The sequence below is a fragment of the Larkinella arboricola genome (genome assembly GCF_003259745.1).
GTDB classification, from domain to species: Bacteria; Bacteroidota; Bacteroidia; order Cytophagales; family Spirosomataceae; genus Larkinella; species Larkinella arboricola.
Map to the genome: position 1 here is coordinate 356,466 of NZ_QLMC01000002.1, position 18,309 is coordinate 374,774.

The window sequence follows — 18,309 nt, forward strand, 5'->3', positions numbered from 1 at the left end:
CGGTTGGTCATTCGTCAATGTAACGTTTGGTGATCGGCTGGTACGAATCAATCCGCCGATCACGGAAATAAGGCCAGGTTGTACGGTAACGGTCCGTGAGGTCCAGATCAACCTCCTGAACGTGAACCACCTCCTGGTCGTGCGGGGCCAGATACAGTAGCGATCCGTGCGGATTGGCTACGAATGATCCACCCCAGAATTTCTGCCCGCCTTCCGTGCCGACCCGGTTCACCGAAACGACGTGAACCCCGTTGGCGATGGCGTGGCTGCGCTGGATGGTTTGCCAGGCGCTGTATTGCTCCTCATCCACTTTGGGGTCCGTTTCTTCCGTATCCCAGCCAATGGCCGTGGGGTAAAACAGGACTTCCGCACCCATCAGGGACGTAATCCGGGCGGGTTCGGGATACCATTGATCCCAGCAGATCAGGACGCCAATTTTGGCGTACCGGGTTTCGAAAACCTTGTACCCAAGGTCGCCGGGCGTAAAGTAAAACTTCTCGTAGTAACCCGGATCGTCCGGAATGTGCATCTTCCGGTATTTGCCCAGATACGTGCCGTCGGCATCCAGCACCGCCGTGGTGTTGTGGTACAAACCGGCCGTCCGTTTTTCAAATAACGACGCAATGATAACGGTATTGGTTTCCCGGGCTACTTTTGCTAACCGGTCGGTCGTCGGACCGGGAATGGCTTCGGCCAGACTGAAATTATGGTGATCTTCGACATCGCAGAAATACAGCGAGCGAAACAGTTCCTGCAAACACACAATGTGCGCTCCTTTGGCGGCAGCTTCCCGGATGCCGTTGATGGCTTTTTCGAGATTAGCCTCCAGGTCGGCCGTGCAGGACATCTGCACCAGGCCAATGTTTACTTTTTTTGACATCTGAATAAGTGATTAACGTTCCGGACCCGTTCGCCGGGTCGAGGGGCCGGCGCCCCGCTTCAACTCGGTAAGATCGAAGTCAAACGGAAGTTCGTTCATGCATTTGAAATGGCCTAAAGGGCAACGTTCGTATCCAATTTTAGAACACGGACGGCAGCCTAAGGGTTTATTTTCGAGGGTAACAAATTGCGTTTTGTAGGGATACATGCCCAGTTGGGGCGTGGTACTCCCCCAGATTGAATACACCTTTTTTTGCAGGGCAGCCGCAATGTGCATCAGGCCCGTATCATGGCTGAACACCAGCACCGACTGCTCCAGCAGTGAAGCCGACTGGTTGAGGTTATATTTGCCGCAGGCGTTGTAAATCAGATCGTTGCCCAGCGCCTGACGGATTTCTTCCCCGGCCTGCGCATCTTCTTTACCGCCCAGCAGCACAATCGGGAAGTTAATTTTCTGGCACAGTTCAATCATCCGGGCAACAGGCAGTTTTTTGGTATTGTGCTGACCGCCAATGGCGTAGGCAACAAACCGTTGCCGGTGCGACGCCGGAAGCCATTCCCGCTCCACAATGTCGCGGTAGGGGATGAAATAATCCAGCCCTTTCAGGTCGTTAACCACACCGAACGGTTCAACGGTTTTCAGATACCGGTCCACGACGTGCAGGTTTGGCATGGTTTTCAACTTGAAGCGGACATACAGCCACTTTTCCCAGTTTAGTTTGTCAAAACTGTTCGACGGTCGGCCCAGCCGGAGTTTAATGATCCGGGTGCGCAGGTTATTGTGCAGGTCGATGATGTAATCGTAGCGTTCGGCCCGCAGCTCGCCGATGAGGTCGGCCAGCTTATCGCCCAGGTAAATCCGTTTGTCGATATACGGATTGGATTCAACAACCGACTGATAGGCCCGCTTCGTGCAAAAATGGACTTCCGCCCCCGGCACCTGTTGTTTCAGGCACCGAATAACCGGTGTTGTCAACACAATGTCACCAATGGAAGAAAACCGGAGAATTAAAAATTTAACGGGCGTTGTCTGCATCTGAAGCAAAATTACGATAAGCCCGGGAGATTTTGAAGGAAAGGTCCAAAACGAGTCCGTTCCGGCCGCATAAATGATTCGACGGTCCGGTATTGTTTCATACCGGGCGCTGCCGGAATTTCACGGGTGCCCCGGCGGTAACGTTCAGCTACTGTTTAAGGCATTACGCCATTATTATCAAATTGTTAAGATTAAGTAAAGATGAGGGCCGTTTCATTACGCCATTGTAAATTTGAACACTCAATTTAATCGTTTGTATGAAGCGGCTTTTCGTCGTTATTGGTTTGACTATCAGTCTGTTTTTAATTTCCCGTTCGACATCTTTTGCTCAAACTTCGCTCACGCCATCATCGCCTTGGGGAACCTGGTTTATCGGTACCGTTCAGGTGCCGGGCGGCAGTGACAAATGGGGCGGTTTCGCCGAAGTGCAGACGCGGGGAAATTCCGTCATGCGGCAGTTTTTTTACCGCGAATTAAAGGGGGGGCTCAGTTACGATGCAAGCCCGTATTTTACCTTTACACTGGCGGGTGGTCACTACGCCACCTACGATTACCGCCAGCTTTCGGACGGTCCGCTCAACACCGAAAAACGACTTTGGCAGCAACTGGTAATCAATCAGCATCTTTCCCGGATCAAGTTCGAGCAGCGGTATCGCATCGAACAACGCTGGTTTACCTACCGCGACGGTTCCACGCCGTTCCGCAACCGGATTCGGTACCGGCTGAATGCGTTCGTGCCGCTCAACAAACCTACCATCACGGCCAAAACGGCTTTTCTGTCGCTTTTCGACGAGATTTTCATTAACCCCAAAGGGCCGACCTTCGAGCGTAACCGGGTGTATGCCGGTATTGGCTACCAGGTCGATAAACACTGGATTGTGCAGGCGGGGTGGGTCAACCAGACCAACTACAGCCCGGCGAGTTTCGAGAAAGGCGTTTTTTCGCCCCAGTCGGCCGCCGGAAAAAACAACATTCTGCTGTCACTGACGTACCGGATCGGGCAGGGCAAAAATACCGGTTCGTCCAGTAAACTGCCGTCGCAGACCGACTGATCAATTCCGTCTTCCCGGACGCGGCATGCCTCGTTGCGGATCATACTGGCCGCGTTCCTGCCGGTTTGAACGCCCTTGCGGACCGCTGCCAAACCGGCGCAGGTTATACGTAAAACTAAGCATGAAATACCGGTTCAGCACCCGGCTGGTCATTTCTTCGGTGTAGGTTTCCGTGACATTGCGGTTGATGCTCCGGTTCTGATTCAGCAGGTCGTATACCTGTAACCGTAATTCGCCCTGTTTATTTTTGAAGAACTGCCGCGTTAAGGCCACGTTCCAGAGCGCAAAGTTCTGCACCGACCCCGCCGATTTACCCGAATAATTATTGTAGGTTATATCGGTCGTAAAAACCAGCCGAAACGGTAATTGATAATACAGATCACCGCTCAGCGATTTGTTGAAAAACTCGGTGTTCTGCGACGACTGGAGCGAGTATAATGCTGTCTGATAACTAATGTTTCCGCTGAGGCCAAACTCCAGTTTTTCGTCAAAGTTCGAGTTGATCCGGGCACCCTGGCTGAGTGTCCAGTGATGCGAGCGGTTGGTCTGGTTGTTGACCAGACTGACACCCCGGTTGAAATTAACATTACTCGTCAGGTTAACATTGGCTTTCAACGGCTGAATCCGCCGACCGAGCGCCAGAAACGCGTTCATGTTGTAATAGCCGTTGGTGTTGACCGGCTGGGTGGTTTGCGCCCCCTGGTTGTTAAATGAAGTGGCGTTGACGATTTTGTTGTTTGTCTGGCTGGCGTTCAGCATTGCAAATACCGAGCGGAAGGTGGTCTGCTGGAAGTTGTTGTAATTGAGCGAAACGGTATGGGTAAACTCCTGTTTCAGATTCGGATTGCCCAGCCGGATGTTCAGCGGGTTGGTGTTATCCGGCACGGGTTGTAGCTGCGAGACGGACGGTGCGTTGGTCCGGCTGCGATACATAAACCGGAGCGTACGGCTTTTGCTGAAGGTATACGTAACCATCGCGTTGGGCAGCACGTTCGTGAAGCTTTTGCGTAATTCTGTATCCGTTGTCTGATTATTGCTTCGGAGGTTCGCCTGTTGTACGTCGAAACCGACGGCGTAGGTATATTTCAATCGCTTCGTTTGTAGCGTCGACCCCAGGCGGTTGGTCTGGTAGGTATTGACAAAGTTATTACTCAGGGCCGGGTTGAAAACCGTGTAGGTGCCGGTGGATTCATCGTAGTTGTTTACCGTTCGGTCGGAAGTGTTGCGGTTAAGGGAATAATTGTAGTGAAATTCCAGCGATTTGCTCAGCGACAACGGTTCGGTGTAAGCCAGATTCACGGTATTGGTAACCGACCGACGGCTCTGCTCATTGCGCTGATTGATGTTCTGGTTCCTCCCGCCGGTTTCCCCGAAAAACGCGTTGGTTGATTGGTTAATACCGTCCGTGTTCTGATTGTTAATAACCATGTTCCAGTTGAGTGACAGGGTGCGGCCTTTGCGGTTGAATTTCCGCATCAGCAGGGCGTTGTTGTTGCCCGAAATACCGTTGCCGGTCGAGTTATACCGTGTATTACTCGTGTTAATCAGGTTCGTCGAATCCACCGGGCCGCCCGTACCGATGGCGTCACTGGTCAGCGTCCGGGATTGGTTAAGGCTCTGGAACAAGGAGTTCTGTACCGTAAAACCCGGCTCAATCCGCAGCGTCGTCATCGAGTCAATCCGGTAGGTAAACCGCATGTTAAACCGGTGGCTGGTGGTCTGGTTGCGCGAGGTGCTGTTCTGATTGACCTGATAGGAGGTGTCGGGCAGGGCATACTGCCGGCGGCTTTGCTGATCGGTGATGGTGTTGAGATCGTTCAGAAAATAGCTGGCAGACAGGTCGGCTTTCTTGCCCCAGGCGTCGCGGTAGTTCAGACCACCGGCCAGCGTCCGGGTAATGGCATTCGAGCTGCCTCCAAAACCACCTCCGCTTCTTCCACCACGCCCACCCGCTGCGATGATACCGCCCCCGCCAAAATTAGCGCCCAGCCCGGCCCCACCGCCGAAAATGCTCTGCCCGGTAAAGCCCTGCGAATTGACGTTGTTGGCCTGACCGACCAGCGAAATCTGTTGCTCACCGTTAAAGCGGTTCAGGTTCAGCCGGGCGCCATACCGGATGGCATCGCTGGTTTCGTTGGGTCCGGCACCAATCGACTGCTGCCCAAAATACCCCTTGCGTTTGTTTTTTTTCGTAACCAGGTTGATGGTTTTGTTCCGGTCGCCGTCGTCGATGCCCGTAAACTGGGCCTGATCGGACTGCTGATCGTAGAGCTGAATCTTGTCGATGATGTCGGCTGGCAGGTTGCGGGTCGCCATTTTGGGGTCGTCGCCGAAGAACGGTTTGCCGTCCACCAGCACTTTTTTCACTTCCTGCCCCTGCGCCTTGATCGTGCCGTCGCGGTCTACCTCCACGCCCGGCAGTTTTTTCAGCATGTTCTCCACCATCGCATTCGGCTGGGTTTTGAACGACCCGGCGTTGAACTCGACGGTATCCTGCTTAATCGTAATCGGCGGACCTTCCTGCTTCACAATGACTTCGTTCAGATTAACGGCCTGAGCGGTCAGTTCAAACGTTCCGGCGTCGAGCGTCGGCTTGTCGGCAGTGACCGAAATGCGCTTTGACTGACTGCGGTAGCCGACGTAAGAGATCAGAATCCGGTACGTGCCGACGGCCACCTTGCTGAACGCGAACGCCCCGTCTCCGTTGGTAATCATAAAGGTAACCACCGATGAATCCCGCGCCGACAGCAGCGAAACCGTGGCTTCCATCAGGGGTTTGCGGGTGGCCGAATCTACCACGACGCCCCGCACCTGCGATTGGGCAACCGCAGTTGTGAAGCCGACCAGCAGCAGGAGGAGGGAGAGAAGTGGACGCATACGAGGGAATGGATTTCGGTTAATTAGTTACGGTTCTGAAATTCGTTCATCATTTTCTGGCGCATGTCGGCCATGGCTTTCTGCCGGATCGTGTTCAGTTCATCGGATGTTACCACCTGAGCGTCTTTGGGCGGCATTACGTCTCTTTCCGTAACGCTCCCCTCCGCAATTTTTGTTGCTTTGTACGCTTCATTATCGCTCTCAATTTGCAGGACCACACCCTTTTCGGGCGTCAGACCCGGGATGGGCGAGTACGTAAACGGCAATTCGGTGGTGTACCATACTGTATAAGTCAGGTTTCGGAACGGAACCGTTGCTTTCTGGCAGGTATAACCCGCAATTTTTTTTGTTTTGCCGGATGGCTGCCAGCCGGTTTCCCGTTTCAGGGGGAGTTCGGTCTGGTACTGTTTCGTTACCGAATCTTTTCGGATGGTTACTACTTCAACGGTTTTTTGCGCAGCGAGGTCCAGAAAGACCGTCCGCTCAAAGGGGCGGCCATTGACATTCCGGTTTTCGCGCCCTTCCGGACCGCCAGGGCCACCCGGTCCGCCATCCTGCCTAAACTGCCGGACCACCATTCCGCCCGTGTTGCGGTCCTGTTCTTCCTTGCCGTAGTTACCGGAAAAAATAAAATACTGCGTAAACGACCGGGTTTCGGGGATGTCAACGGCGGGGGCGTCGGCGCTACCGGGCCGGATTTCCTGCCCATTGATTACAATCCGCAGTTGCGAAAGGTCAACCTTTTGCATGACTTCATACGTAATCCGGCCGGATTGGGGCTGGGCAAAAGCCGTCTGGCCGACCAGACTCAGGCCCGTGAGAACACTAACGACGAATTGAAACGGTTTCATACGAAATTAGATGGAAAACTGGGTTACAAAAAGGACGAAGCAAAGATGCAGGGCGGGCTTGTAAAGCACTGTTATTTAGTGTTAAGTAGTGTTAACGGCTTTGGGAAGCCACCGGAAAAGCTGGTATTTTTGACGGATATGAAACAGCGCATTCGGTCGATCTTTGTTCTGATGACGGTTTGTATCCTGGGCGTCGTGGCTTTTCAGGGGTATTGGCTTTATACCAGCTATCAGCTTCATGAACAGCAGTTTCGGCGGGCGGTTCGGGGGGCGTTTATCTCGGCCGTCGAAAAACAGCAGTTTAACGACGCCCAGCAGTTGTTTCAGGGCGAAACGCCGGATGGCAAAAAGCGTTGGCGGTTCCGTTTTCGGGAGCGGGAGCCGGACGATGCCGCGGAAGAACGCCTTGTTGTTAACCATCTGAGAGACAGTATTTACGTGCGGACGAACGGGTCCAGAATAAACGTGCGGGTGCTGCGGCAATCCGGCAACCGAATTTTCATTGACACCCTGGCCCGGAAAATTTCCGACCGGCTCATCGTCGACTGGATGGGCGGACACCGTTTCGACCTGAAAAAGTTTGATTCAACCTACCGGGCGGATCTGCGGCTGCGGGATGTGGACGTGGTTTACCAACTGGACACGATTCAGTTGAAACCGGAGCTGTTCCGGAAGCAGATGGAAACTCAGGCGAGCCCCGAATGGCCCGTCAAAACCCCGCCCATGCCGATTAATCCGGTTAAAAATCAGTTTCTGCAAGCGTCGTTTGCCAGTCCGGCGGGTTATATTCTGCGAAAGATGAGTTGGCCGCTGGTGGGGTCGGCATTGTTGCTGGCCCTGACAACCTGGTGCTTCCTTTACATGCTTTCGACGATTCTGAGGCAGAAAAAGCTGTCGGAAATCAAGAACGATTTCATCAACAACATGACCCACGAGCTAAAAACGCCTATCGCCACGGTATCAGCGGCTGTGGAAGCCCTCCAGCATTTTGGCGCACTGAACGATGCGGCAAAAACGCAGGCGTATCTGGGTATTTCGAGAAATGAACTGCAACGGCTATCCGATCTGGTGGAGAAGGTGCTGAACATGGCGGTTGAGGAAAAGAAGGAACTGGAACTGCACCGCGAATGGCTCAACCCCGCCGAACTGATTCAGGAAGTGGTTGAAAATCATCAATTGAAAGCGCGGTCCGGCGTTTCGGCCAAGTCTGTGGAGATTGACGTGTCGGGTGAGCCGGAAAACGCTCCCGTCCGGGCCGACCGGCTGCACATCGGCAACGCGATCAACAACCTGATTGATAATGCCATCAACTATTCGCCGGATTCGGTTCGGATTCAGATCAGGAGCCGCATTGATGCGCAGGGCTGGCAACTATCGGTGCAGGACAACGGTAACGGCATTCCGAAAGCCTACCACGAAGCCATCTTCGACCGGTTTTTCCGGGTTCCAACCGGGAACCTGCATCCGGTCAAGGGGTTTGGACTGGGGCTCTCGTATGTCCGGCAAGTGGTTGAGAAACACGGCGGGCGCATTGAGGTGTCGAGCGAACCGGGGCGCGGGAGTGAATTTGTGATCTGGATTCCGAATTAGCAATTTAAGGGCATTTCGCAGCGTTGAGCGGAGCGTAAAAGAGCTAGGTAGACTCCGCTTTCCTCTGAAAAACCTCCGCTAAACTTCGCGAAATAGCTCTCCTGAAAATATGCCAACCCTACTTTTAATCGAAGATGAACTCTCCCTGGGCATGATTGTCCGCGACAGCCTGGAAGCCCGGGGTTTTACGGTCCTGTATGCCGCCGATGGCGAGGAGGGATATACGTTGTTTCGGGAACACCAGCCCGATGCGGTGGTGGCCGACGTGATGATGCCCAGACTCGACGGTTTTTCGCTGGCCGGGCGCATCCGACAAACCGACCCCGACGTTCCGATTATCTTCCTGACGGCCCGTTCGCAGACCGCCGATGTAGTGCGCGGTTTTGAGTTGGGCGGCAACGATTACCTCAAAAAACCGTTCAGCATCGACGAGCTGATTGTCCGGATCAAAGCCCTCCTGAACCGCAACCGGACGGTCCGCCCGGCTGCACCGGATCGCTTGCCGATTGGAAAGTACCAGTTCGATTATCCCAAACAGAAACTGGCGTTGGACGGAAAGGAAATACCGATGTCGCACCGCGAAGCCGAGCTGTTGAAGCGGCTTTATGAGCAACGCAATCAGGTGCTGGAACGCTCCGCCGTGCTGCTCGACCTGTGGGGTGACGACAGTTTTTTCAATGGCCGGAGCCTCGACGTGTTTATCACCCGTTTGCGTCGGTATCTGAAAGACGACCCGCAGGTGCAGATTGTGAATGTGCGGGGAATTGGGTATAAGCTGATTGTGTGAAGTTTCAGGCCCCTTCCTCCGCCGAAGGGAGTTGGGATGAGGCACCCTGTTCGCTCAACCAGTGGCTGGCGTCGGCATTCGGGTTTTCGCGGAGGTAACGGGCCAGACGGTGGGCGGTTTCAAACGAAAACTGCGGCACCAGATCCACAATCGGATACTGATACACCATGCCTGGTTTATTGGATTTTACCTTCTTGACTTTCAGCAGAAACGGCAGATACTGCACACTGCCGAATAGTTTTTTGTATTCATCGAATTTATTACGCAGGTTCGGAATGGTTGTCTGGACGGCCCGGGTGCTGAATTGCCAGTAGCCCAGCAGCGGTATTTCCCGAATCACAAACCGCAGGGTCAGCACCGGCAACCACCGGATGAGTTTGGCTTTGGACGGATGCAGGTTCTTCTGCAAAAATGCAACGGTTTCGTCCTTGATCTGCGGACGTCGTTCGGTAGTAGTGACGGCGTATTTTTTCAGTTCGTCGTTCCAGATATGAAAGGTATGGTTGTCGCCGTAGCCGAAGAGCTTGCCATCGATGGTCCGAATTTCCAGCCGTTCGTTACAAACAATTTCCTCCTGATCGGAATAAAACAGAATGGGAAGTTCGTTGATGGTTTCGCCGTACATTTTATGGACAACTTCCGCATGATCCCCGCGGATCCGAAAACTGTCAATGCTGCTGGGGACAACCTGACCTGACCGCTCCACTTTCTCCCCTACGGCAATTCGTCCTAATTCCGTCAGCGCCGACGGCTGCGATGGGTTGCTGTCCGATTGAATACGCATCGTGTTGTTTACATTCGATTCTATGGACAAATATAGGCATTCGGACAAAAGGAACCCTCATATTAGAATAGAACGTAATTTTGGCTTGTTCAATCCGTTTTCAGGTTTATAAACGCGTGTCGTTGGCTGGCATTACGCTGAGAAAGGCGGGTTTCATGATTTTTCGTCTGGTAAAAAAGTGCAGGATATACAAAACAAACCGCCCCAGCGCATCATTTCCGTGGTGCCCTCCCAAACCGAACTGCTCTTTGATCTGGGACTGGATCAGGAAATTGTGGGCGTTACGAAGTTCTGCGTTCATCCGGGCGATAAAGTCAAGCGTAAAACCGTTGTGGGCGGCACCAAAACGCTGCACCTCGACCGGATTCATGCCCTGAAACCGGATTTTATCCTCGCCAACAAGGAAGAAAATACCCGCGAACAAATGGAAGAATTGCAGCGGCATTACCCTGTTCACATCACCGATATGCAGACCGTTACCGACGCGCTGGCGATGATTCGGGAGGTGGGGAATCGGGTGGGGCGTGGGTCGGAAGCCGGGCGGATGGCGGAGCAGATTGCCGCTTCGTTCCATGGTTTTCGTCCGGCGGATAACCGTTCCGGGCCAACCGTGGCCTATTTTATCTGGCGAAAACCGTATATGGTGGCGGCCAATGATACCTTTATTCATTCCATGCTGGAAATGGCCGGTTTTCGGAATGCGTTTGCCGAACGGAGTCGCTATCCCGAAATTTCCGAAACCGATCTGCAAACCGCCCGGCCCGACCTGATTTTTCTGTCGTCAGAACCGTACCCCTTTGCGGAGAAACACCAGAGCGAATTAAAGCAAATCTGCCCGACGGCGCGGGTGCTGCTCGTTGATGGCGAGTTGTTTAGCTGGTACGGCAGCCGGATGCTGAAAGCCGCTGACTACATGCTGAAATTGCGGCAAAAACTTGGTTTACAGTAAAACCGTCCGGGTTTTGCCATCGGAGATGCGGGCAGATTTAATGGCTCCCGTTCCCTGAAAATAATAGCGAACGCCGACAATCTTGCCCGGATTGCCATCAACTGGCCCTTCGTACGCCCGCTGGCCGTTTACCAAAACCGTCACCCGTTTGTCTTTTACTTCGCAGCGCATCCGCACCCAATCCGAGAAATCGACGCCGAAACCGGAGAGGTCGTTGGTTTTGCCCGAAACCGAAGTTCCGGCAAACGACAGCGTCAGCTGGCCTACGCAGCCCTTGACGGAGAGAGGAATAAAGTGCATACCGTTAGAGCACAACAGCATAATGCCGGTCTGCTGACACACGGCTTCGTTGCGGTTGAAGGTGCTTTTCAATTCGGTTTCAAACACAAAATTACGGCCCGATACGTCGCCCAGCGGCTGAACGTAATGCAGGCTGACCGAAGGAACGGTTTGCTGGAGGTTGATGCCCTGCCCGCTCAGGTCGGCTTCGGTCAGGGCGACGGTTTTATGGCGGTAAATCTGTTGGTGCGGAAAGTAAACCGGAATCGAGTCGTAGTTGATTGTGCCAAGCCAGCCGTCGGTCGTGATGTAAAGGTCGTGTTCCTTTACAATGGAATCGTTCATCACGAGTTTGGCGCGAAAATAACCGGGGTAATAATACGTGCTGGCGTAATGGTGACCGCCTTTTTCGACCCGAAACCGCAACTTCGGATTCCAGCTCTGCTGAATAAAAACACTGTCGGCATTGGAATCGCCCGCGTCATAATCAAACAAAACCGTGTTGGGGAGTCCCCGGGTCACCGGTCGGCTGCTAAACGAAATGGCGCCGTATTCTAACGGTTTGACCCGGTTCTGAAAGGCCCAGATGCCGACTAGTCCCGCCACGAACAATAGCCCGATCACCCACGGCCAGCGGCTGGCGGGCAAACGGTTTGGCGCAACCCGAACGGGTGGTTCGGGAGCGGAACGAACGGGTTCGACGGTATGGACGGCCGGAGCCGGTTGCCTAAACGACCGCCAGTTCTGGTAGCCCACAAACTGCGCCAGGGTGTTGAGCGTCGTGGCCGTGGGCGCACTGTCGTAGCGGACTTTGCCCCAGATTCGTTTCAGGGTGCTGACGCTGAGGGAAACGCCCGTTTCGGCAAAAATGCGTTCGCTCAGGGCTTCGAAATCCCCGTTCTGCCACTGCTGGCCAGCGCCCCAGCCTAATTTTTCTTCGATCAGCGACCGGCACTGCTGCAAATTGTCGTCTTCCGAGTGCATTGATAATCAGCGTGAATCAACTTGAACAGATTTGAACAAGGGCCGACGTTTCAACTTTTAGCGGTTTTCTGCACCTTTGTCCGGTCCATTATTCCTTTCAACCAAAGTTACGTAAACCATCATGAAAAAAATGCTCATTTTCACAACATTACTGCTGATTGCTCAAGTGACGTTTGCGCAGGATGACAAGTCCAAACGGCCCAGCCCGCCCGCGCAGGCCCGGCAAACCGTGGGCGGCAAAACCGTCACAATCGACTACAGCCAGCCGTCGGTAAAAGGCCGGAACGTCTGGGACCCCGCCGGCAAGGTAGCCCCCGCCGGGCAGGTCTGGCGAACCGGTGCAAACGAAACGACGACCATCGAGTTTTCCGACGACGTTACACTGGAAGGCAAGCCGGTGGCGAAAGGCAAATACGCCCTGTTTACCATTCCCGGCGAAAAAGACTGGACGATCATTCTAAACAAAACCATCAAGTGGGGTGCCTTCAGCTACAAGCAGAATGAGGACGTTCTGCGTGTGACGGTTCCGGCCCGAAAAGCACCCGCTTTTCAGGAAAAATTCACCATCGATATCACACCGAATGGCGTTGTTTCGCTGGCCTGGGCCGATACAAAAGTTGATTTTAACGTGAAGTAACCGTTTCAGTCAAACCGAACCCTGTCGCCACAGCCTTCTTTTTCGCTGTTCAGGCGGGTGGCCATCGTCGGCCAGTGCCAGTGGGCAGACAGAACTCTGTAGGCTGGTTAATGATCCAATTCTTTACAATGAAAAACCGTAACAACAAATACATACTCGCTTTATGGGCGGTTACACTGCTCAGCCTCCCACTGGCTAGTGCTCAGAAAAAAGATAGCGTGATCAATCTCGTCGCGTTAGCGAAACAAAACGGCTTCCGACTCGAAAACCGGACGTTGCAGGTGCTGACGGACGGAAACCGGCAGGGCGTTCGGCTGGACGAAAAACCGGATGCAAATGAAGGCGTGGCCTGGCTGCCCAACACGACCTTCAGTCAGGGAACGATTGACGTGGATATACGGGGCAGAGATATTTTGCAGCGGAGTTTTGTCGGAATTGCCTTTCACGGTTCCGGCGAACGGAATTACGACGCGGTTTACTTCCGGCCATTCAATTTCCGGTCTGCTGATCCGGTTCGGCGGGTTCATGCCGTGCAGTATATTTCGCTGCCGAAACACGACTGGCCCGTTTTGCGCAAGGAGTTTCCCGACCAATACGAAAAAGGCATTGACCCGGCCCCCGACCCGAACGACTGGTTTCACGCCCGAATTGTGGTCGACAACGAAACCATTCGGGTGTTTGTCAACGATAACGCCACGCCCAGTCTGACCGTCAGGAAGCTGAGCGACCACCGGGAAGGGAACGTCGGATTATGGGTCGGTGCAACGTCTGGGGGCGATTTTGCCAACCTGACCATCACCCCGCCATGAGGGTTAGGGTATAGTGTTTATGCCAATAAAAAGGGCCTGCAAAATTACAGGCCCTTTTTATTGCTTTGGCTTTTGACTCGTTAAAGGGACACCTCCACAAGCCTGGCTTCACCCAGCTTGGTGGTTTCGTAGACGAAGATATACTTCTGCTCACTTGCATTCCACACGTAGTTGGGCCGCTGCGTCATCGTTGCCGGGACAATACCGCCTTTGGGGGTTACGTTCGTGACGACGGGCGTTTCGCTCAGGGTGACAAACTGGTTGCCGTGGGCGGTGGTCACCAGCAGGCGGGGAGCGCCATCGGCGGAAGGGATGGCCTCAATTTGGGCCGGGCTGGCCGAAGGCGCCAGGGGAATCATGCCAGCCGACAGCAGCGAAAAGTCCGGTTTCAGAAGCAGGACATGAACAGGACCGTACGTCCATGTGGTCAGCTTGCCAATACCGGTTGGGGATGGGGTTTCGTGCGATTCGGCTTTCTGGGTGATGTAGCAGATGTTGCCGTTGATCCGGGTCAACTGACGGTTCGGATTCATACCTATAAAATAATCCATGCTGTTGCCTTTTAACGGCATCGTCACCGGCACCGCTGCCACTTTTCCTTTTTCATTAAGCGTTATTTTTTCAATAACCGGCTTGAGGTTCTTATTGAGATTGACGGAAAGCAGGTTCACCTGACCATTCTCTTCCAGCGCCAAAATAGGGTTCAGACCCCGCCGATTATCGGGATCGCCGTACTCCAGATCATAGCGGTATTGAACGTCGCCATCCAGACCGACGTAAACGACGTTGAACCGGTTTTCGACCGGATCGCGGTGTTTCTTGCCCGCCGTGGAAAGCAGCCCTGAAAAAATGTACAAGGCCCCTTTCGGTTGACCATCCCGGTCCCGGACCACATCGGCAAACGCCACATTCCGTACAAACTCAAAGGTCAGGTCGGTTTTCTTCAGGACTTTGCCGGTCGGGTCAAACTGAATTAATTTGAACTGTTTGTTCTCGCTCCACTTGTCGTTTTCGTCCAGACCCGCTACCAGCCCCAGCAGGACATTGGGCAATTCAAGGACCTTCACGTGCGTTGGCAACATTTTGGGTAACTGCTGAACGGCTTCCTCTTTCCGCAACGGCTGCGTTGCCGTACTGACCCCCAACTTACCCAGGTTGGCTTCGGTCATCAGGGAAAGTTGGTTTGTCGTCAGGTAGCACCGTGCGTTTTTATAACTAAGTAATCCGTCGCTTTCCAAAACGATATCGTACTCCGTGGGCGCTATGGGCATGGCGCCCTGTTTAAACGACAGGGACGGGTATTTCTGGCTCACTTGGTTAATGTCAAGCGTGACGGCCATTTTGGCGGGTACACCCTGATCCAGCATCCCAACACTTTCCCATTCGTACGTTTTGCCTTGCTCCAGAGCGTTTTGGGAGATCATTTCGCGAGGGCCGTTGGTAACTTGTCCGGTTTTCAGGTCCACAGTCCGGGCGCTAAGCAGTGGCGCACCGTAATATTCGTGTTTTCCTTCAAGCGTACTAATACCTATGGCGTCACTGAGCTTATTGCTCGCTTCAGTCGCCCTGTTCAAGGCACCCAGCAGTCCTCCGCCTTTCTTTTTGGGTTCCTGACTGCCACTGGTTTTTTATCGCCCTTTGGGGTTATCTCCTTCAGTCGGCCTACCAGGGGGTGCCAGCCGTATAGCTGAACAAGTTGGGTCGCTGGATCAAAGCTAACCGCGGCAACGGTGGGCTTATGGGCTGTTTTTAAAAAATCGGCATACTGAACGGAAACGGTTTTGTCAACTTTCTGTGCAGTTACGGCGAGGGGGAGAAGCGCAATGATAGGTAAAAGGTGTTTCATATGTTTGATTTTGTGAGCAAATATAATTGGCAAAAAATAGTTAGCGAGAAATACTTAGTTTTTTTAGTTTATGACATCCGTGTTTTTGCTTGTATCTTTGTGGTGATGGCTACCAATAACACACTCTCGGTCGGGTCCTTTAACCTGGTTTTGTTTGCGGCTCAGCAGAAAGGCGCTGATTCTGCCGCTTTGTGCCGCGCCGTAGGCGTTGATCCGGCCGTTCTGCGCAACCCCGACGGGCGGATTCCGATCCGGACGGTGCAGGCACTCTGGCGCGAAATCATTGCCGTAACCAATGATCCGTACCTCTCCCTTCGCATCGGTGAAATGATCAATCCGACGGCGGTGGGGGTGCTGGCGTACGTCATGATGCACTGCCCGACGTTGGGCGAAGCTCTTGAGAAAGTGTGTCAGTATCAGGCCATTGTCTGCGAAGGAATCAAAACCGTGGGGCAGCGGGAGGGAGATCGGTTTCGGTTTTCACTGCACATCACCTGCGAGGATATTATCTACCCCGAACACGCGCTGAACTCCGAGATGGTGATGTATCTGGCGGCTATGCGGGCGCTGACGGGCCACCATCTGACGCCCACGGCGGTTTCGTTTGCGTATCCGCGACCACTCGACACCACCGAACACGAACGGGTTTTTGCGCCGGTCAAACCCGTGTTCGATGCCGAAGAAACGGTGTTGGCGCTGGACATAGCGTGGCTGGATGCGCCGGTGTTAAACGCTAACCCCGGCTTGTTTCCGCTCTTTGAACAACACGCAGCCGAACTGCTTCGAAAACTCCAGGAGCAGGCGCTGGTGGGGCGCGTGAAGGGCGAAATTGTGGCCCTGCTGAAAGGAGAAGAACCCACCCTGGCGACCGTGGCCGACCGGCTGGCGATGGGCGTCCGAACCCTGCAACTGCACCTGAAAGAGGAGGGGGTTACCTACCAGCAACTGCTGGATGAAGTCCGGCACGACCTGGCCATCCGCCACCTCCGCGAACCGCATTTCAGCACCACCGATATTGCCTACCTGCTGGGCTTCTCCGAACCCAGCGTATTCTACCGCACCTTCAAGAAATGGACGGGCTCGACACCCGGTGCGTACCGGACCGAAGTTCTTCGTCTGTCGGCTTGACGGTATTTTTGCCGATGCGGCCCAGATGTGTGCTGGCAAACCCGTCGGGGTATTTCAGTCCGTAGCCAAACAGCCGATCCATCGCTGAATGTCCGAACAGCATCACGCCCGTCAGCATGAGTACCTGACTGGCCAGCAAAAAACCTACAACGCCAACGGCCACGGCGACGGCTTTGTGGTGGAAAAAATTATACGCATAAGCCCCGATTCGCGGATTAATGAGGTAGCCGAGCATACTCAGATCGGGCAGCAGAAGCAGGGCCGGAAACCACCACCAGGCAAAAGGCAGTTGGTTGAACAGAACGAGGGCGAGGGCAAACTGGGCGGCTTCTTCAAGTTTTAAAAGCGATTTCATGGCAATATCTGTGTTTTTGTGTAACACAAAGGTCCGCCGAAAAAGCCGGAGCCGGGGTGACCAAACATGAAAATCATAGTGACGAAAAACGAATTAGTGCACGGACTGCCCACCGGTTTTAAAAGCCGGTGGACTTTACGCCGTCAGTGTGATGTTCAGGCCATTACGAAGCGTATTGTGGACTTCGGCGATCTGGTCGGTATGGCGAATCAGGGCGTCGATTTCGGCGGGTGGGGCGTCCGATGTAACGCGGGCTTTGTACTGAAAGTTGGAACCGGGTTCGCCATCGGCCCCGAATTCGCCGGTAACTTCCACCGTTACGCCCGATACCGTGAGGTTGCGTTTGGCGGCTTCCCGGTAAATGTCGTTGCAGAAGCAGGTCGCCAGTGCCAGCAGCAGCAGCTCCCCGCCGTTGATGGACGAGCCGTACCCCGACGGTTTAGGCGCAATCTCGACGGTTTTGGACGCGCCGTTGGTCTGGACGGTAATGCCGTGTTGATTCAACGTGCTTTCGATGCGGGCGGATAGTTTCATGGCAGAAGATAGGTTAAAGTGTTTGAACAACGACTTCCTGCGTGTCGGTGTCGAGCAGCAGGATTCCTTCAACGGTATCGTTAAGCTGGCCGAGCAAGTCGCCCCGTGTGTTCCAGATGGCGGTTTTTCCGCCCGAAATAAAATCATCACTTGGTCCCACGCTGTTGGCCATCAATACCGTCATGGAATAGGTTTGGGCGATAGCCGCCAACGATTGCGCGGCTTTTTCAACCCCGCTGGCGGTTTTGGCAACGCTGGCGAGATAAATGGTTGCGCCGTTTCGGTGGGCGGTTTCCGCGTGCTCGGAAATGGATAGTTCGTAGCAGATGGCGAGGGCCACCTCGGGTTTGTTGCGAATGACCACCGACGCGTTCTGCCCACTGACAAAAAAGGGTTCCTCGTCGGCGTGGAGGTATTGCTTGGAATACGTTTGCCAGGGCTGGCTGGGGTGAAATAGCACCATCGTGATGCAGACACCCGCTTCGTTACGGGTTGGAACGCCGATGCCAATCGTCAGATTATGGGCGTCGCTCCGTTGCTGAAAAACCGCAAACCGGCTATCGTCCGGTGTGGTGGCCAGCTCGCTGGCAAGTGTCGGTTCGTAGCCGGTGATGGAGAGTTCGGGGAAAACGAGGATGTCGGCGCTGTGAGCAGCGGCCCGGTCAATAAATCGTTTATGATTTTCGATATTCTGAGAAATATCGCCTTTCACGGGGCGGGTTTGGGCGACGCAGATTTTCATAAAGCAGAATCCGGTATGAAATAAGAGCTATTTTACAAAATATTCTCCTTATTTCGCAAAAATAGCTTTATTCCATCCCGGAAGTCGTCATAATTTACTCTGGGTTTATCGGTGAGATTCATAGTTTGGTTACGAAACGATAGTTCAGATTAGCGGTTTTTCGGCCAACTTGTAGGTTACCCCGGTGGTA

At 53.8% G+C, this 18,309-nt stretch carries 17 protein-coding genes; 7 read left to right on the forward strand and 10 right to left on the reverse strand.

All coding sequences use genetic code 11. The features are described from left to right. Positions 1 to 7 precede the first annotated feature (7 nt). Positions 8 to 880 carry a carbon-nitrogen hydrolase gene (locus tag LX87_RS08565; protein ID WP_111627803.1) on the reverse strand — a complete coding sequence of 291 codons (873 nt, stop codon included), beginning with the start codon at positions 878 to 880 and terminating at the stop codon, positions 8 to 10. A gap of 12 nt (positions 881 to 892) precedes the next feature. Continuing rightward, entirely contained in the window at positions 893 to 1,915 is a 1,023-nt protein-coding gene (locus LX87_RS08570; RefSeq protein ID WP_111627804.1) for a glycosyltransferase family 9 protein, read from the reverse strand. A 257-nt stretch (positions 1,916 to 2,172) separates the two neighbouring features. Between LX87_RS08570 and LX87_RS08575 the strand changes: the two genes are divergently transcribed. Continuing rightward, positions 2,173 to 2,967 carry a DUF2490 domain-containing protein gene (locus tag LX87_RS08575; RefSeq protein ID WP_111627805.1) on the forward strand — a complete coding sequence of 265 codons (795 nt, stop codon included), beginning with the start codon at positions 2,173 to 2,175 and terminating at the stop codon, positions 2,965 to 2,967. Here LX87_RS08575 and LX87_RS08580 read toward each other — a convergent pair whose 3' ends face one another. Both LX87_RS08580 and LX87_RS08585 read right to left on the reverse strand, forming a co-directional pair. Next, positions 2,968 to 5,844, reverse strand: a complete 2,877-nt coding sequence (locus tag LX87_RS08580) for an outer membrane beta-barrel protein (RefSeq protein ID WP_111627806.1) — start codon at positions 5,842 to 5,844, stop codon at positions 2,968 to 2,970. It lies immediately after the preceding gene. A 23-nt stretch (positions 5,845 to 5,867) separates the two neighbouring features. Further along, positions 5,868 to 6,695, reverse strand: coding sequence for a GLPGLI family protein (locus tag LX87_RS08585; protein ID WP_111627807.1), 828 nt, complete (start codon positions 6,693 to 6,695; stop codon positions 5,868 to 5,870). Positions 6,696 to 6,833: 138 nt separating this feature from the next. Between LX87_RS08585 and LX87_RS08590 the strand changes: the two genes are divergently transcribed. Both LX87_RS08590 and LX87_RS08595 read left to right on the forward strand, forming a co-directional pair. Beyond that, a complete protein-coding gene (locus LX87_RS08590; RefSeq protein WP_111628333.1) occupies positions 6,834 to 8,285 on the forward strand; it encodes a sensor histidine kinase in 1,452 nt (483 codons plus the stop codon). 109 nt (positions 8,286 to 8,394) lie between these two features. Then, on the forward strand, positions 8,395 to 9,072 hold the full coding sequence (locus LX87_RS08595) for a response regulator transcription factor (RefSeq protein ID WP_111627808.1): 678 nt from the start codon (positions 8,395 to 8,397) through the stop codon (positions 9,070 to 9,072). Between the two features lie 4 nt (positions 9,073 to 9,076). Here the strand turns inward: LX87_RS08595 and LX87_RS08600 are convergent, their stop codons facing one another. Then, positions 9,077 to 9,856, reverse strand: a complete 780-nt coding sequence (locus tag LX87_RS08600; RefSeq protein WP_111627809.1) for a recombination directionality factor — start codon at positions 9,854 to 9,856, stop codon at positions 9,077 to 9,079. A gap of 178 nt (positions 9,857 to 10,034) precedes the next feature. On the opposite strand from LX87_RS08600, the gene LX87_RS08605 reads away from it, so the two are divergent. Then, the gene (locus LX87_RS08605) at positions 10,035 to 10,805 is read left to right on the forward strand and encodes an ABC transporter substrate-binding protein (RefSeq protein WP_229310596.1); all 771 of its coding nucleotides are present in this window, start codon (positions 10,035 to 10,037) and stop codon (positions 10,803 to 10,805) included. Here LX87_RS08605 and LX87_RS08610 read toward each other — a convergent pair. Further along, positions 10,797 to 12,068 carry a hypothetical protein gene (locus LX87_RS08610; protein WP_111627810.1) on the reverse strand — a complete coding sequence of 424 codons (1,272 nt, stop codon included), beginning with the start codon at positions 12,066 to 12,068 and terminating at the stop codon, positions 10,797 to 10,799. The genes LX87_RS08605 and LX87_RS08610 overlap by 9 nt on opposite strands. A gap of 121 nt (positions 12,069 to 12,189) precedes the next feature. On the opposite strand from LX87_RS08610, the gene LX87_RS08615 reads away from it, so the two are divergent. Both LX87_RS08615 and LX87_RS08620 read left to right on the forward strand, forming a co-directional pair. Next, entirely contained in the window at positions 12,190 to 12,705 is a 516-nt protein-coding gene (locus tag LX87_RS08615; RefSeq protein ID WP_111627811.1) for a DUF2911 domain-containing protein, read from the forward strand. 128 nt (positions 12,706 to 12,833) lie between these two features. After that, a complete protein-coding gene (locus LX87_RS08620) occupies positions 12,834 to 13,514 on the forward strand; it encodes a hypothetical protein (protein ID WP_111627812.1) in 681 nt (226 codons plus the stop codon). 80 nt (positions 13,515 to 13,594) lie between these two features. On the opposite strand, the gene LX87_RS08625 is transcribed toward LX87_RS08620, so the two are convergent. Continuing rightward, on the reverse strand, positions 13,595 to 14,938 hold the full coding sequence (locus LX87_RS08625) for a hypothetical protein (RefSeq protein WP_146624449.1): 1,344 nt from the start codon (positions 14,936 to 14,938) through the stop codon (positions 13,595 to 13,597). A 527-nt stretch (positions 14,939 to 15,465) separates the two neighbouring features. Between LX87_RS08625 and LX87_RS08635 the strand changes: the two genes are divergently transcribed. Beyond that, complete coding sequence (locus LX87_RS08635; protein ID WP_111628335.1) at positions 15,466 to 16,488, forward strand: AraC family transcriptional regulator; 1,023 nt, start codon at positions 15,466 to 15,468, stop codon at positions 16,486 to 16,488. On the opposite strand, the gene LX87_RS08640 is transcribed toward LX87_RS08635, so the two are convergent. The 3 genes from LX87_RS08640 to LX87_RS08650 form a co-directional block, all read right to left on the reverse strand. Beyond that, a complete protein-coding gene (locus tag LX87_RS08640) occupies positions 16,424 to 16,843 on the reverse strand; it encodes a DUF4260 domain-containing protein (RefSeq protein ID WP_111627815.1) in 420 nt (139 codons plus the stop codon). The two genes, LX87_RS08635 and LX87_RS08640, sit on opposite strands and share 65 nt — an antisense overlap. Positions 16,844 to 16,978: 135 nt before the next feature. Next, complete coding sequence (locus tag LX87_RS08645) at positions 16,979 to 17,377, reverse strand: OsmC family protein (RefSeq protein ID WP_111627816.1); 399 nt, start codon at positions 17,375 to 17,377, stop codon at positions 16,979 to 16,981. A 13-nt stretch (positions 17,378 to 17,390) separates the two neighbouring features. Next, the gene (locus LX87_RS08650; protein ID WP_111627817.1) at positions 17,391 to 18,119 is read right to left on the reverse strand and encodes a carbon-nitrogen hydrolase family protein; all 729 of its coding nucleotides are present in this window, start codon (positions 18,117 to 18,119) and stop codon (positions 17,391 to 17,393) included. Positions 18,120 to 18,309: the final 190 nt, after the last annotated feature.